The organism is Amycolatopsis sp. VS8301801F10, assembly GCF_046195355.1.
GTDB lineage: Bacteria > Actinomycetota > Actinomycetes > Mycobacteriales > Pseudonocardiaceae > Amycolatopsis.
The window spans coordinates 5,502,900-5,517,530 of sequence record NZ_CP176065.1 but is presented as its reverse complement, the minus strand read 5'-3'; the positions used below and the strand labels follow the sequence as shown (position 1 = coordinate 5,517,530).

General features: G+C 71.2%; 12 protein-coding genes. 4 read left to right on the top strand and 8 right to left on the bottom strand.

The features are described 5' to 3' along the window. Positions 1–5 precede the first annotated feature (5 nt). From F9C11_RS26055 to F9C11_RS26040, 4 genes are all read right to left on the bottom strand, one after another. Positions 6–821, bottom strand: coding sequence for an alpha/beta hydrolase (locus F9C11_RS26055; RefSeq protein WP_409179979.1), 816 nt, complete (start codon positions 819–821; stop codon positions 6–8). A 160-nt stretch (positions 822–981) separates the two neighbouring features. Beyond that, on the bottom strand, positions 982–1,548 hold the full coding sequence (locus F9C11_RS26050) for an NUDIX domain-containing protein (RefSeq protein ID WP_409179978.1): 567 nt from the start codon (positions 1,546–1,548) through the stop codon (positions 982–984). A 21-nt stretch (positions 1,549–1,569) separates the two neighbouring features. After that, the gene (locus tag F9C11_RS26045; RefSeq protein ID WP_409179977.1) at positions 1,570–2,292 is read right to left on the bottom strand and encodes a hypothetical protein; all 723 of its coding nucleotides are present in this window, start codon (positions 2,290–2,292) and stop codon (positions 1,570–1,572) included. A 25-nt stretch (positions 2,293–2,317) separates the two neighbouring features. Continuing rightward, positions 2,318–2,674 (bottom strand): ArsR/SmtB family transcription factor, encoded by a 357-nt coding sequence (locus tag F9C11_RS26040; protein WP_409179976.1) that lies wholly within the window; start codon positions 2,672–2,674, stop codon positions 2,318–2,320. Positions 2,675–2,925: 251 nt separating this feature from the next. On the opposite strand from F9C11_RS26040, the gene mgtA reads away from it, so the two are divergent. The 4 genes from mgtA to F9C11_RS26020 all read left to right on the top strand — a co-directional run bounded on the left by mgtA (position 2,926) and on the right by F9C11_RS26020 (position 9,306). Then, complete coding sequence (mgtA, locus tag F9C11_RS26035; RefSeq protein WP_409179975.1) at positions 2,926–5,493, top strand: magnesium-translocating P-type ATPase; 2,568 nt, start codon at positions 2,926–2,928, stop codon at positions 5,491–5,493. 66 nt (positions 5,494–5,559) lie between these two features. Further along, positions 5,560–6,279: an MgtC/SapB family protein gene (locus tag F9C11_RS26030; protein ID WP_409179974.1), complete on the top strand. Its 720-nt coding sequence runs from the start codon at positions 5,560–5,562 to the stop codon at positions 6,277–6,279. Positions 6,280–6,282: 3 nt separating this feature from the next. Further along, a complete protein-coding gene (locus F9C11_RS26025; RefSeq protein ID WP_409179973.1) occupies positions 6,283–8,016 on the top strand; it encodes an ABC transporter permease in 1,734 nt (577 codons plus the stop codon). Positions 8,017–8,028: 12 nt separating this feature from the next. Further along, a complete protein-coding gene (locus F9C11_RS26020) occupies positions 8,029–9,306 on the top strand; it encodes a nitrate/sulfonate/bicarbonate ABC transporter ATP-binding protein (RefSeq protein WP_409179972.1) in 1,278 nt (425 codons plus the stop codon). A gap of 32 nt (positions 9,307–9,338) precedes the next feature. On the opposite strand, the gene F9C11_RS26015 is transcribed toward F9C11_RS26020, so the two are convergent. The 4 genes from F9C11_RS26015 to F9C11_RS26000 form a co-directional block, all read right to left on the bottom strand. Continuing rightward, complete coding sequence (locus tag F9C11_RS26015; RefSeq protein WP_409179971.1) at positions 9,339–10,586, bottom strand: MFS transporter; 1,248 nt, start codon at positions 10,584–10,586, stop codon at positions 9,339–9,341. A 44-nt stretch (positions 10,587–10,630) separates the two neighbouring features. Beyond that, entirely contained in the window at positions 10,631–12,091 is a 1,461-nt protein-coding gene (locus tag F9C11_RS26010) for an aldehyde dehydrogenase family protein (protein ID WP_409179970.1), read from the bottom strand. Continuing rightward, complete coding sequence (locus tag F9C11_RS26005) at positions 12,088–13,704, bottom strand: thiamine pyrophosphate-dependent enzyme (RefSeq protein ID WP_409179969.1); 1,617 nt, start codon at positions 13,702–13,704, stop codon at positions 12,088–12,090. The genes F9C11_RS26010 and F9C11_RS26005 overlap by 4 nt, the downstream gene beginning before the upstream one ends. 96 nt (positions 13,705–13,800) lie before the next feature. Then, positions 13,801–14,502: an IclR family transcriptional regulator gene (locus F9C11_RS26000; protein ID WP_409179968.1), complete on the bottom strand. Its 702-nt coding sequence runs from the start codon at positions 14,500–14,502 to the stop codon at positions 13,801–13,803. Positions 14,503–14,631 lie beyond the last annotated feature (129 nt).

Sequence of the window (14,631 nt, the reverse complement as noted above, 5' to 3'; positions counted from 1 at the left end):
GCCGGTTATCCCAGCCATTCCCGGACTTCGCGGATCACCTGCCGCTGCCAGGCCTGCGTCTGCGGATCGGCGTATTGCGGATCGTCGTGCACCGCGAAGCCGTGCTGCGCGCCCTCGAGCTGGACCAGCCGGTGCTCGCAGGTCAGCTCCCGGTCCGCCGCCCGCGACGACTCGACCGGGACGAACGTGTCCTCGGTGCCGTGCACGAGGAGCGTCGGCGCGGTGATCCGGGGCAGGTTTTCGCGGGCCTCGAACCAGAACGCCTCGTTGAGCAACGCCCGGCCGAGCCGGAAACCCGCCCCGTGCCCGAGATAGTTCCGCTGCTTGAGCTGGGCGGCGCCATGGTCGTCGAGGTAGCCGTCGGGCGACCATTCGGGCTTCTCGCCGATGAACCGCGTGCGATAGTCGATGAGCGGGTTGAACAGAACGAGGCGCTCGACGTCGTCCGGCCGCTTGGCCGCGTAGTACGCCGCGGCGCCGCCGGAGAAACTGGCCGCCGCGAGCGACGTGCGCACGCCGGGGACGGCGCTGGACAAATCCTCGATGCTGCCGCGAATGACGTTGAGCAGCGCGAAAAGCGACAGATCCTCCTGGCGGCCTTCGCTCTCGCCGTGACCGGGGAGATCGACTCTGAGGGACGCCACTTCCGCCTCGGCCAGGCCTTCCGCGAGGCGAGTGAAGAACCCGCCTTCCTCGCGGGTGACGGTCGCCCCTTGAACGAGCAGCACCGCTCGCCGAGCCTCGCCGTCCGGCTCGGTCAGAGTGCCGGCCAGATCGAGGCCGTCCGGTGTGCGAACTGTCCGATAGCTGTCGCGCGACATGGACACTCCCGGAGTTGTCGTCAACTCCCAGTGTGTCAGGTTAGCGCGATCGGGAAGCTAAATCGCCCGACGGTGTAATCGAGCCGACAGCCGACGACACCGGATGGAATGAACTGTCGAGCGTGGCGCGGGATCCAGCCGGACCCTTGACCGAGGCGGTCTAGCGGGCATCCGGCGGGAACGCGAGGACGTGCAGCAAGCCCACCAGCGAGGCCGCACCGAGGATGTCGCCCCTCGCGATCCGCTCCCGCACCGACGACAACGGCACCCACGCCACCCTCTCCGCCTCGTTGAGGTCGACATCGCCGCCGATGTACTGCGCGCCCCGGGAAAGGAACAGCAGGTTCTCATTGTCCGCGACGCCGACGTTCGGCTGAAGCGAAGCCAACGGCTCGCTGGTGCGAGGCCGCCATCCGGTCTCCTCTTCGACCTCGCGTGCCGCGGTGATCGCCGGATCCTCGTCCGGATCGACGTATCCCCCGGGCAGTTCCCACACCCACCGGTCGAAGATCCAGCGGTGCCGCCACATCATCAGCACCGAGGTTCCAGGATCGTCGAGGACCACCATCATCGCGGCCTTCGGCATGCGCAGGACGTACTGCTCGAAGGTCACCCCGTCAGGCAGTTCGACCGAAGCGACGCTGAGGCGCAAGCGTCGCGTGTCGTCGACCACGCGCTCGCCATGGATCGTCCACTTCGTGGTCTCGGAGGGCCGATCCGGATCCATGAATTGCCCCCTGCCCGCCGCCTACTTCTTCAGCCTCCGGCTCCCGCCGTGCCAATCCTGCTCCCGCCCCGTCTCCCCCGCCGCCACCCCGAACGACGGCAGCTGCGGCATCTCCCGCAAACTCCGCTTCAGCTCCGCGAACCCCGGGAACGCCGCCAATCCCACCACGTGGTCCCACAGCCGCACCGCCTCCTCGTCGGACGGCAATCGGCTGATCACCGGGCCGAAGAACGCCACTCCCTCCGGCGGGCGGAAGTGCAGGATCGGCGTCCCGACGTCCTTTCCGGTCAGCGCAAGGGCTTCGTCCGTCTCCTGCTGGATCTCCGCGTCCCACTGAGCGTCCTCGACCGCGTCCGCGAGAGACTCCGGGAGGCCGGCTCGCGAAAGGGCCGTCGCGGCCGCCGAACGGGTGCCGTGGGCGGCGCGGGCCTCGGCGGTGTCCTCGACCAGACCGCTCTCGAAGTTCTGTTCCCCCAACGCCTCGTAAAGCGGCCCGACCGCCTCGCGACCGTGCGAAGCGCGCACCGCGGCCGCCACGCGGAGCAGTCGCAGGCCGGCCGTGTGCGAGGCGTCGTACTCCGGCGGGAAGTGCGTCGCGTAGTCCACGTGCGCGTTCAGCAGCCGCAGCGAGATGAACCGCCAGTCCACCTCGTACGAGCGCTGCCGGGCGACCTGGCGGACCCACTTGCTGGTCATCCACGCGAACGGGCACACCGGGTCGAAGTAGAAGTTCAGCTCGGCCATGGGCCCACTCTACGTCCGGGGAAGATCAAGCGCCTTTGCTCCGCCGGACCCCTCCGGACAGCTCACGGTGATGCTCCACCGCCAGCTGCACGATGTGCCGCACGTGCGGATCGTCGAGCACGTACACCTGCCGTTTCCCCTCGCGGCGCGCCCGGACGAGCCCGGCGAGTTTCAGTTTCCCCAGGTGGTGGCTCGCGGTCGGCACGGTCTGGCCGGTCTCCTCGGCGAGCGTGCCGACGTCGCGTTCCCCGTGCGACAGCAGCCAGAGCAGGTGCAGCCGCACGGTCGCCGACAGCAGGCCGAACGTGGCGGCGGCGTCCTGCAGCAGGTCGGCGGGAAGGGGTTCGGGCGGGGGCGGGGACAAGGCGGACACGGCGGACATCCTCTCGGACGGGCCTCCAGGGTGACTTAGCACCCATCACTTGCACAAGTGTTTGACTGTTTTCGCGAGGTGCGCTCTACTGGTCCCCGGCCGGCGGCGCGACGCCGGCCGGCGAGTCTTGCGGAGGAGGTGAGCCGGGTGACCGGCGAAGGAAGTAGTCGGCACGACCGTGCGGGAACCCGGGCCGCCAGGTAGGTCCGGGAGCCCCCGCGCGGTCCGCTGCCGCCCAGCAGACCTCGAGGGGACGACCGATGACCCGCTTTCCCGCCCTGCGCGCCCACGGCGACGCGCCGGTGCTGACCCTTTTCCGGAATCTCGACAGCTCGCCCAAAGGCCTCACGGAGCACGAGGCGGCCGAACGGTTGCGCCGCTTCGGCGACAACCGCGTCGACGGCACGGACCGGGCTCCGGTCCGCGTCTGGGCCGCCGCGCGCAGCCCGTTCGTCGCGTTGCTGACCGCACTCGGCGTGGTCTTCGCCGGGGTCGGCGACATTCGCGGCGCGGTGACCGTCGGCGTGATGGTCGTGCTCAGCATCGGCCTTCGCTACTGGCAGCACACTCGGTCCGAGCGGGCGATCAGCGCGGTCCGCGACCAGATCACCACCACGGTCACCGTGCGCCGGCGCGCTGCGGCGGAGTTTCCCGGCAGCGAGCGCGAAGTGCCCACGACCGACCTCGTGCCCGGCGACGTCGTGCTGCTCGGACCGGGCGACGTGATCCCGGCTGACGTGCGCATCGTCGCGGCCAAGGACTTCGTGGTCGACCAGTCGGCCCTGTCCGGCGAGGCGCTGCCGGTCGCGAAGCGCGCGCCCCAGCCCGGCAAGCACGAGGAGCACGAACTCGTCGAGACGCCCGCGCTCGCGTTCGCTGGCACGTCGGTGGTCGGCGGAACGGCTACCGCGGTCGTCGCCGCGACCGGCGGCGAGACCTACTTCGGCGCGCTGGCCAAGCAATCCGCCGAGCCGCGCGCGGAATCCAGCTTCGACGCCGGAGTCCGCCGCGTCGGCTGGACGCTCGTGCGGTTCATGCTGGTGATGGTGCCGATCGTGCTCGTCGTCAACGGCACGGTCACCGGCGACTGGGCGCAGGCGGGGATGTTCGCGGTCGCCGTCGCGGTCGGCCTCACGCCGGAGATGCTGCCGGTCATCGTCACCACGAACCTCGCCCGGGGCGCGGCCGCGCTCTCCCGGCGGCAGGTGATCGTCAAGCGGCTCAACGCCATCCAGGACCTCGCCGCGATGGACGTGCTGTGCGTCGACAAGACCGGCACGCTCACCGAGGACCGGATCGCCTACGCGCACAGCGTCGACTACTCCGGCAGCCCGGACGGCGAAGCGGCCGAGTACGCGGGCCTCGCGGTGCGTTTCCAGACCGACCGCCACGACCGGCTGGACGAGGCGATCGAGACCCTGTTCGGCAGCGAGGACGACCTGGTCGCCGACGCGCTGTTCACCGGCGTCGCCGAGATCGGCTTCGACCACGCGCGCCGCCGGGCGAGCGTCGTCGTCCGGCGCGGCGGCGAACACCTGCTGATCAGCAAGGGCGACCCGGAAGAGATCCTGCCGCGCTGCAGCCACGCCCGCCGCGACGGCGTCGTCACCGAATTCGACGACGCGGCGCGGATCGGCGCGGAGGAATTGGTGCGCGCGTACGCCGAACACGGCATGCGAGTGCTCGCCGTGGCGGCTCGGGAAGTCGAGAACAAGCTCGGCGGATTTGACGAAACTGACGAGAACGAGATGATCCTCGTCGGTTTCGTGGGGTTCGTCGACCCGGTCCGCGACGGGGTCGTGCACGCGGTGGAAACCCTTGGCGAGCAAGGCGTCGCGCTGAAGGTGCTGACTGGAGACAACCGGCACGTCGCCGCCCGCGTCGCGGATTCGGCGGGCATCCCGGTCGGTGAAGTCGTGCTCGGCCACCAGGTCGAAGCGGCCGACGACGCTGAATTGCGCGAGATCGTCAAGGACACCACCGTCTTCGCGAAGCTCACGCCGGCGCACAAAGCCCGCGTGGTCACGGCACTGCGCGAGAACGGCCGTGCGGTCGGCTTTGTCGGCGACGGCGTCAACGACGTCACTGCCCTCCGCACCGCCGATGTCGGGATCGCGCCGGACACCGCGACCGACGCGGCGAAGGACGCGGCGGATCTGGTGCTGCTCGAACGCGACCTCGGCGTCCTCGCCCGCGGCGTGGCCGAAGGACGGCGGACGCTCGGCAACACGCTGAAGTACGTCAACATCACCGCGGCGTCGAACTTCGGCAACGTGCTGTCAGTGCTCGCGGCCAGCGCTTTCCTGCCGTTCCTGCCCATCCTGCCGATCCAGCTCGTGGTGTCGAACCTGCTCTACGACCTGGCTCAGCTCGGGCTGGCCTGGGACCGGGTGGACGATGAGTACCTGAGCCGGCCGCGCCGGTGGGACGCGCGCGGGCTGACCGGTTTCATGCTCGTCTTCGGCCCCTTGTCGTCGCTGTTCGACCTCGCGACGTTCGCGGTGCTGTGGCACGGCTTCGGCGCGGGCGCGGATCCGTTGCTGTTCCAGACCGGCTGGTTCGTCGAGAGTCTGCTGTCGCAGCTGCTGGTCGTGCTCGTCCTGCGCGGACGCGCCACTCCCCTGCGCGCCAGCCGCCCGGTCGTGCTGGCCGCCACAGCCGCCGCGTCCATCGGCCTGCTGGTGCCGCTGTCACCGCTCGCCGGACCGCTGCGAATGCAGGCGCTGCCCGCCAGCTACCTGCTGTGGCTGGTGCTCGTGCTCGCCGGGTACGCGCTGGCCGCGCAGGCAGCGAAACGCGGCTACGCCCGCCACCGCACGTGGTGGTAACCGTCCGTTATTGAGCCTTTTTCCGACTATTCCTGAACTTTTCGCACCAAAACAGTGGGAGCGCAGATGACGACTGCGGAGATGTTGCTGCGCCTGGGCACCGGAGTGGGCCTCGGCACGGTGATCGGATTTGAACGCCAATACCGCGCCCGGATGGCAGGCCTGCGGACGAACGCCCTGGTCGCGGCCGGGGCGACGTTGTTCGTGCTGCTGTCCGCGCACGGGTTCAGCGGAGCGAGCGCCGACCCCACCCGGGTCGCCGCGCAAATCGTTTCCGGAATCGGTTTTCTCGGCGCGGGCGTGATTCTGCGCGAAGGATTGACGGTGCGCGGACTCAACACCGCGGCGACGCTGTGGTGTTCCGCCGCAGTCGGCGCGCTGGCCGGAGCCGGGCTGTACCCGGCGGCGGTCGCGGGCACTGCCGTGGTGATGGCGGTGAACATCGCGCTGCGTCCGCTCGGCCGGGTGGTCGACCGCCGTCCGGCGACCGGCCGCGAAACCCCGACGTCGTACACGTTTCTGGCGGTGACCAAGGACGATTCCGAAGCGCACGTGCGCGCGTTGCTCGTGCAGGCGCTGGCCCGCACCGATTTCTCCCTGCAATCGGTCACCAGCACCAATACCGGCACCGACGGCCAGGTGCAGGTGCGCGCCGAACTGTGCGCCGATCAGCGCGACGACAAGCAGATGGAGTCGGCGGTCAGCCGGCTGTCCATGGAGCCCTCGGTGACCAGCGTGCGCTGGCAAACCGAACTGTCCGACCCCGAGCGAGACAGCGAGAACTAGACCATGCTGCGTACCTTCCCCACCCGCGGTGCTCTCGTCCGGCCCCGCCGCACGATCGCCGACGTGGCGGTGTTCCTCGGTGCCGCCGCGGCGCTGTGGCTGGTCGTGCGGCTCGCGCACGGTGCCGCATCGGCGTGGACTCCGGCGACCGCACCGTCCACAGTGTCCACTGATCCGGCCGAACTTCCCTACTACGCCGGACGTTCGCTGCTGCGGATGTTCGTCGCGCTCGTGTTGTCGGTCGGATTCACCTTCGGATACGCGACCGCGGCGGCCCGGCTGCGGCGCACCGAAAAAATCCTGCTGCCCGCTCTCGACATCCTGCAGTCGGTGCCGGTGCTCGGCTTCCTGTCGGTGACGATCACCGGATTCATCGCGCTGTTCCCCGGCTCGCAGCTCGGCCTGGAATGCGCGTCGATCTTCGCGATCTTCACCTCGCAGGCGTGGAACATGACATTCGCGTTCCACCACTCGCTGGTGTCGCAGCCGCGCGACCTCGACGAGGCGGCCCGGCTGCTGCGGCTGTCGCGCTGGCAACGGTTCTGGCGCGTCGACGTGCCGAGCGGCATGATCCCGCTGGTCTGGAACGGCATGATGAGCTTCGGCGGCGGCTGGTTCTTCCTCACCGCCTCCGAAGCGCTCAGCGTGAACAACCAGAAGTTCGCGCTGCCCGGCATCGGCGCGTACGTCGCGACGGCATCCGAAGAGGGCGACCTCGGCAAGGTGCTGCTGGCCGTCGGCGTGATGGTCGTCCTGGTCGTGGGCGTGAACGTGCTGTTCTGGCGACCGCTCACGGCGTGGTCCGAGCGGTTCCGCGTCGAGAATTCCGAGGCCGCGGAAGCGCCCCGCAGCCTGGTGCTCGACCTGCTCCGCCGCTCGCGGATCCCGGCGCTGCTCGGCCGGGTGCTCGGCAAACTGGTCTTCCCGCTCGACCGCGCGCTGGCGATCTTCGGGCTGGCCGAGTACCCGCTGCGGTTCTCCCCCGCCCGCCGCCGCGCCGCGGACATCGTGTTCAGCATCGTGGTCTTCGGGCTGATCCTCTACGGCGCGGTGCGCGCGGTGCTGTTCATCGGCGAGACCACCGGGTACGGCGAGATCGGCCACGTGCTGCTGCTCGGCCTGATCACGTTCGCCCGCGTGGTCGCGCTGGTGGTCGTCGGCACGCTGGTGTGGGTGCCGGTTGGGGTGTGGATCGGGATGAACCCGCGCGTGTCGCGGCTCGCCCAGCCGGTCGTGCAGGTGCTCGCGTCGTTCCCGGCGAACTTCCTGTTCCCGCTGATCACCGCGGCGCTGGTGGCGACCGGGATTTCCCTGGACTGGGGCGGAATCCTGCTGATGAGCCTCGGCGCGCAATGGTACATCCTCTTCAACGTCATCGCGGGCACCTCGGCGATTCCGCACGACCTGCGCGAGGCGTCGGCGAACCTGCGGCTGCCGCGCGCGCTGTGGTGGCGGCGGCTCGTGCTGCCCGCGATCTTCCCGAGCTACGTCACCGGCGGGATCACCGCCGCGGGCGGCGCGTGGAACGCCTCCATCGTCGCGGAAATCGTGTCCTACCACGGGGTCACGCTCACCGCGACCGGTCTCGGCGCGTACATCGCCGACGCGACCGGCTCCGGCGATTCCGGCCGGATCCTGCTCGGCGTCGCGGTGATGAGCCTGTACGTCGTCGGCCTCAACCGGCTCTTCTGGCGGCGGCTGTACCGGCTGGCCGAACGCCGGTTCTCCCTGTCCTGAAAGGCGATTCTCATGTCCGAAGTCCTCGTGTCCGTCGAGCACGTCAGCAAGAGCTTCCCCGGTTCGGCGGGCGACGAACTGCGCGTCCTCGACGACATCACCCTCGACCTGCGCGCCGGCGAGATCGTCGCGCTGCTCGGCCGGTCCGGCAGCGGGAAATCGACGCTGCTGCGCACGATCGCCGGGCTGATCGGGCCCACCCGCGGCACCGTGCGCTACCGCGGCGCCGAACTCGACGGCGCCAATCCGGGCGCCGCGATGGTGTTCCAGACCTTCGCGCTGATGCCGTGGCTGACCGTGCAGGACAACGTCGAACTCGGCCTCGCCGCACGCGGCGTCCCGCCGAGAGCCCGCCGCGAGCGCGCGCTGCGGGCGATCGACCTGATCGGGCTCGACGGGTTCGAATCCGCTTACCCGAAGGAACTTTCCGGCGGGATGCGGCAACGCGTCGGCTTCGCCCGCGCGCTCGTGCTCGAACCGGACGTGCTCCTGATGGACGAACCGTTCTCCGCGCTCGACGTGCTGACCGCGGAAAACCTGCGCACCGAGCTGATGAGCCTGTGGCAGCGCGACGATTTCCCCACCAAAGCGGTCTGCGTCGTCACGCACAACATCGAGGAGGCCGTGCTGCTCGCGGACCGGGTTCTGGTCCTCGGCGCCAACCCGGGGAGCCTGCGCGCGGAAGTGGAGATCGACCTCTCCCGCCCGCGCGACCGCAAATCCCCCGCGTTCGGCGCGCTGGTCGAACGGCTCTACGACCTGCTGACCGGACGCGACCCGGCAGCGGTCGAACCCGCGCAGGCCACGCCGACCGCCCGGCCGCTGCCGCCCGCGTCGGTCGGCGGCCTCGCCGGCCTCGTAGAGCTGGTGCACGCCCGCGGCGGACACGCCGACCTGCCGGACCTCGCCGCCGAACTGAGCTTCGAGGTCGACGACCTGCTGCCGCTCGTCGACGCCGCCGCCCTGCTCGACCTCCTCTTCGTGGCGGGCGGCGACCTGCACCTGACCCCGGCCGGCACCGCCTTCACCACCGCGGACATCCAGACCAGCAAGAAGATCTTCGCCGGTCAGGTCCGCGACCGGGCGCCGCTGGTGCGCACGATCGTCAACGCGCTCACCGCCAGTTCGGACGGCACGCTGCGCGCGGAGTTCTTCCTCGACCTGCTCCGCCGCGGCTTCTCCGCCGCCGACGCCCGGCAGCAACTGGACACGGCGATCGACTGGGGCCGGTACGCGGAACTGTTCGACTACGACACCGACAGCGACCGCCTCACCGTCGCCTCCTCGTGAGCGGCGATCGCGGTTCTAACCGTGATCGCCACTCACGACGCCTCCACCCGCGGCGCCGGGCTGTCCACCGGAGCGTCCGGTGCCGGATCCCGTTTCACCACCGCGATCGCGAGCGCCCCGATCACCGCCACCGCCGCGAAAAGGTAGAAGCCCCACGGATATGCCAGCCCCGCCGACAGCAGCAGCCCGGTCACCAGCGGCCCGGACATCGCGCCGAACCGGCCGATCCCGCTCGCCGCGCCGAGTCCGGTGCCGCGCGCTTCGGCGGGGTACACGCGGGCGATGTACACGTAGACCAGCACCTGCGAACTGAAGGTGAAGATCCCCGCCAGCAGCACGCCGGCGTACACGCTCGCCCCGGGCAGCTTGATGCTCAGCAATGCCAGGAACACCGCGGCCGCGGCGAACCAGAGGATCGTCGAACGCCGGTAGCCGATCTTGTCCGCGACCCGGCCGCCGACCAGCAGGCCGATGACCGCGCCGACGTTCAGCACCAGCAGCAGAGCGAGCGCCGCGCCGAGTTCGTAGCCCGCCGCGCGCATGATCTGCGGCAGCCAGGTATTCAGGCCGTACACCAGCAGCAGCCCCATGAACGACGTCACCCAGAACGCGATCGTCGCGCGGCCGTAGCCGTGCCGGAACAGGACGCCGAGCGGGTTGCGGTTCCGCCGGGCCTCCTTCGCCCGCTCCAGCGCCTTCGACTCGGGCAGGAACTTCATCATCAGCGGCACCAGGACCAACGCCGGCGCGGCCCCGATGACGAACATCCACTGCCAGCCGAACCGTTGCAGCACCAGGATTCCCAGCAGCGCGGTGAGCACCGCGCCGACGTGGTAGCCGGTCATCAGCACGGTGGTCGCGCTGCCGCCGCGGCCGATCCGCGCGTACTCGGTGATCAGCGCCAGCGCGGTCGGCAGCACGCCGCCGAGCCCGAGCCCGGCCAGGAAGCGCAGCACGCCGAACAGCCACGGCCCGGTCGCGAACGCGCAGAGCAGGGTGCAGACCGAGAAGCTGATCACGGTCAGCAGCATCATCCCGCGGCGGCCGAACAGGTCGCTGAGCGGGCCGATCGCGAACGCGCCGACCGCCACGCCGAGCAGCCCGACCGCGGAGATCAGCGACGCCGTGTTGGGGTCGAGCCCCCACGCTTTGTCCTTGAGCAGCGCGGGCAGCACGACGCCCAGCACCACCAGGTCGAACCCTTCGAGCGCCACCGCCGTCCAGCACAGCGGGGCCACCCAGCGGGCGTGCCGCGCCCGGGGATCTGTCGAGACCGTCATGTCATCACCTGCGTCGTCGGAGGGGACCTGGTCGAGTAGTGCGGTCAGAACGGGTACTGCGGAAGGTCGCCGCGCACGGTGACCCACTGGGTTTCGGTGAACGCCTCCAGGTTGGCCTGCGCGCCGCCGTGCCGGGAGCCGGTCCCCGAATCCCCCACCCCGCCGAACGGCGCGAGGGCTTCGTCGTTGACCGTCTGGTCGTTGACGTGCACCAGACCGGACGGGATCCGCTCGGCCAGCGCCAGCCCCCGCGCGGCGTCCCGGGTCAGGATGCCCAGCGACAGCCCGTATTCGGTACCGCCGGCCAGGCGCACTGCTTCGTCCACTGTGGAGAACGGCACGACCGGCGCGACCGGGCCGAACACCTCCTGGGCGTACGCGGGCGCGGCGAGCGGGACGTCGGTGAGGACGGTCGGGCGGTAGAACAGGTCCTCGTAGGTGCCGCCGGCCGCGATCTTCGCGCCCGCCTCGGCGCTGCCGGTGACCACCGAGTGCACGCGGTCGCGCTGTCCCGCGTCGATCAGCGGACCGAGCGCGACGTCGCCGTTCGCCGGGTCGCCGACGGTCAGCTTGGCCGCGTGCTCGGCGAGCGCGGCCGCGTAGTCGTCGGCGATCTCGGCGGCGACCAGGTGGCGTCCGGTCGCCATGCAGATCTGCCCGGAGTGGTTGAACGAACCGAACGCGCCGACCGACGCGGCCTGCTCGACGTCCGCGTCCGCGAGCACGACCAGCGCCGAGTTGCCGCCGAGTTCGAGGTGCACGCGCTTGAGCCGCTCCCCCGCCGCCGCGGCGATCCGGCGGCCCGCGCTGGTCGAGCCGGTGAACGCGATGACGCGCACCAGCGGATCCTCGACCAGTGCCGCGCCGACGTCCGCGCCGCCGGGCAGGAGGTGGAACAGCCCTTCCGGCAGCCCGGCCTCCTCGAAGATCCGGGCCAGCACGACGCCGCCGCACACCGCCGTGCGCGGGTCGGGCTTCGCGAGAACAGCGTTGCCGAGCGCCAACGCGGGCGCGATCGCGCGGATGGAGAGGATGACCGGCGCGTTGAACGGCGAGATCACGCCGACCACTCCAGCCGGAATCCGGCGCGCCATCGACAGCCGGGGTTGACTGGAACGCAACAGTTCCCCGTACGGATGGGCGGCGAGCGCGGCGGCTTCGTGGCATTCCTCAGCCGCGACCGCGCGGGTCTGGAACTGCGCGAACGCCCGGGTGGCACCGGATTCCCGGACGAGCCATTCGTCGATCTCGTCGCCGTGGTCCTCGAAAAGCCGCGCCGCCCGGCGCAATACCCGCGCCCGCGCGTCGTACGGCTGAGCGGCCCACTCCCGCTGCGCTTCCCGCGCCGCCGCGGCAGCCTTGGCGACATCCTCTGGAGCCGCGGCGCCGACCTTGGCCAGCGTGTTCCCGGTCGCGGGCTCGACGGCGTCGTACTCGCCGCCCGCACCGGGGATCCATCCGCCGGAGAAGATCCGGCCCTGCCATCCCGTTCCGAGCAACGTCATGCCGTCACCGCCACTTCCAGCACCAGCGGCTCCGTGCGCGCGGCCAGCGTCGGCAGCACCTCGTCCAACTCCGACTCCAGTTCTTCGTAGGTTTCGACGCGCCGCGCCGGGCAGCCGAGCGATTTCGCCAGCCCGCTCACGCTGACCTCGCCGAACCCGGGCCACGGCGCTTTTCCGCCCCCGGCCGTGCGTTCGCCGTGCCGCACGGCGAGTTTGTCCATGATCGCGTAGCCGCCGTTGGACAGCACGAGCACGAGAAGACCGGCCCCGTAGTGCGCGGCGCTCCACAGCGCCTGGATCGAGTACAGCGACGAGCCGTCCCCGATCACCGCCACCACCGGCCGCTTCAGGCCGCCCATCCGCAGCCCGATCGCCGCCGGGATGCCGAAGCCCAGCCCGCCCATCGCCGCGCTGAGGAACCCGAGCGGCTCGCGCGCCGGGACGAGCGCGTGCAGCAGCGGGCGGCTCGACGGGGATTCCTCGACCAGCACCGTGTCCTTGGGCAGCCGACGGGCGAGCAGGCCGAACACGTGCTCCGGTCCCAGCGGCGCACCTTCCGAGGGCGCGCCAGGCAGTTCGACGGTCCGGCCGATCTTCTCCGCACCGGCTTCCCGCGCCGGGATCCGCTCAGCCAGCGGACCGCACACCGCCGACGGCCGCGCCAGCACGGCGAGGTCGACCGGGCTGCGGTGGGCTTCGTTCGGATCGTCGGTGACCACCGCGAGACGCGTGCCCGCTTCGGTGAGCTGTCCCGGTTCCCGGGGATACTGGCGGAAAACCGGCGCGCCGACCGAAAGCACCGCGTCGTGCCCGGACAACGCTTTCCGCAGTCCTTCCCGGCCCGGCGGCAGATGCCCGGCGAACTGCGGGTGGTCCTGCGGGAATCCGGCGCGGGCACCGAACGCCTCCTGCCACACCGGGCACGCGAGCTTCTCCGCCAGCGCGGTCAGCCCGCGCCACGATTCCGCGTCGTCGGCCCCGGCTCCGGCCACGAGCACCGGATTGCTTGCGGTACCGAGGAATTCCGCGAGTTCGGCCAGCACCGCGGGCTCGGCGGCGTTCGCGCGGACCAGCTTCGCCGGGGCGGGCAGCGGCTCGTCTGCACCCGCCGGTTCGGACCAGTCGTCCATCGGCACGATCACCAGCGCCGGGCCGCGGTGCTCGCGCGCCTCGTGCCAGGCGCGGGCCAGCGCGCCCGGAACGTCTTGCGGGCGCGGCGGTTCCGCGATCCACACCGGCGTGGGCCGGGCCAGGTCGTCGAGCCGGTGGCCGGTGAGGAACGGCTCCAGCGCGAGGTGCCGGCGGTCCTGCTGCCCGACCAGCACGACCAGCGGCGCGCGGTTGACCCGGGCGGTGGCGAGCGCGCCGACGGCGTTCCCGAGCCCCGCGGTGGTGTGCAGGATCGCGACCGCGGGGCGGTCGTTCGCGAGCGCCCAGCCGGTCGCCATGCCGACCACCGAACCCTCGTGCAGCGCCAGCACGAACTCGAGGTCGTCGGGCAGGTCGGTGAGCAGCGCGATCTCGGTCGACCCGGGGTTGGCGAACACCGTCGTGGCGCCGAACCGGCGCAGCACGTCGAACGCGGCGTCGCGAACGGTCGGGGCAGGGCTCACGGACTTCTCCTCGGGCAGTGCGGCAACGGGCGGTCCGGAGTCTCCCGGCCCGGTCCCGGCCCGCCCAGCCCCTCTTCCACTCAGCGGAAAAGTTCCTCAGCCTTGCAACGCGCGCGTGACCCCCAGCGCGGCCATCCGGACCACCGGAACCAGCGGCGACAGATTCGGCGTGCAGCTCGGCACCACCACGGAAATCGCCGCGACGACCTGATCGCCCGGCCCGCGCACCGGGGCGGCGACCGACGACGCGCCCTCGGTCATCTCGTTGCGGGAGATGCAGAACCCCTGCAGCCGGACCTCCGCCAGCACCTGCCGCAGCCGCGCCGGGTCGGTGATCGTCCCGCTGGCGCGCCGCTCGAGCCCGCCGGCGAGGATCTTCTCGAGGCATTCCGGCGGCGCGTGCGCGAGCAGCACCTTGCCCGGCCCCGCCGCGTGCAGCGGAAGCCGCAGCCCGACCCGCGAGGTGACCACGACGTCCGGATGCGCCTCGAGCTTTTCCAGATACAGCGCGCGGTCCCCGTCGAGCACGACCAGGTGCACCACCTCGTGCGTCACCTGCAGCAGGTCCTGCAGGAACGGCAGCGCGACGTCGCGAAGCTCGCGCCCGCCCGGCGCCTGCGCCCCGAGCTGCCACAGCCGGAGCCCGATCCGGTACCGGCCCCGGCCGGTGCGCTCGAGCGCGCCCCAGCCGGTCAGTTCGGCCAGCAGCCGGTGCACGGTGGCAGGCGCGAGCCCGGTCGCCCGGGTGATCTCGCCGTGAGTCTGCTCGGGTCGGCCGGTCAGGAAGGAATCGAGCACCGCGAACGCGCGGCTCAGGACCGTGCGCCCGGGTTCGGCGGCGTTGCCGGCGATCGCGTGCCTCCGGGGCTGCGGTGGAACGGGACGGGGACTGGCCGCCCATCATCCGCCAGTCCCGCGGACACGGCA

Coding starts and splice junctions, on each gene's coding strand:
- mgtA (WP_409179975.1), top strand. CDS start 2,926: ATGACCCGCTTTCCCGCCCTGCGCGCCCACGGCGACGCGCCGGTGCTG.
- F9C11_RS26045 (WP_409179977.1), bottom strand. CDS start 2,292: ATGGCCGAGCTGAACTTCTACTTCGACCCGGTGTGCCCGTTCGCGTGG.
- F9C11_RS26025 (WP_409179973.1), top strand. CDS start 6,283: ATGCTGCGTACCTTCCCCACCCGCGGTGCTCTCGTCCGGCCCCGCCGC.
- F9C11_RS26020 (WP_409179972.1), top strand. CDS start 8,029: ATGTCCGAAGTCCTCGTGTCCGTCGAGCACGTCAGCAAGAGCTTCCCC.
- F9C11_RS26030 (WP_409179974.1), top strand. CDS start 5,560: ATGACGACTGCGGAGATGTTGCTGCGCCTGGGCACCGGAGTGGGCCTC.
- F9C11_RS26050 (WP_409179978.1), bottom strand. CDS start 1,548: ATGGATCCGGATCGGCCCTCCGAGACCACGAAGTGGACGATCCATGGC.
- F9C11_RS26015 (WP_409179971.1), bottom strand. CDS start 10,586: ATGACGGTCTCGACAGATCCCCGGGCGCGGCACGCCCGCTGGGTGGCC.
- F9C11_RS26010 (WP_409179970.1), bottom strand. CDS start 12,091: ATGACGTTGCTCGGAACGGGATGGCAGGGCCGGATCTTCTCCGGCGGA.
- F9C11_RS26040 (WP_409179976.1), bottom strand. CDS start 2,674: ATGTCCGCCGTGTCCGCCTTGTCCCCGCCCCCGCCCGAACCCCTTCCC.
- F9C11_RS26055 (WP_409179979.1), bottom strand. CDS start 821: ATGTCGCGCGACAGCTATCGGACAGTTCGCACACCGGACGGCCTCGAT.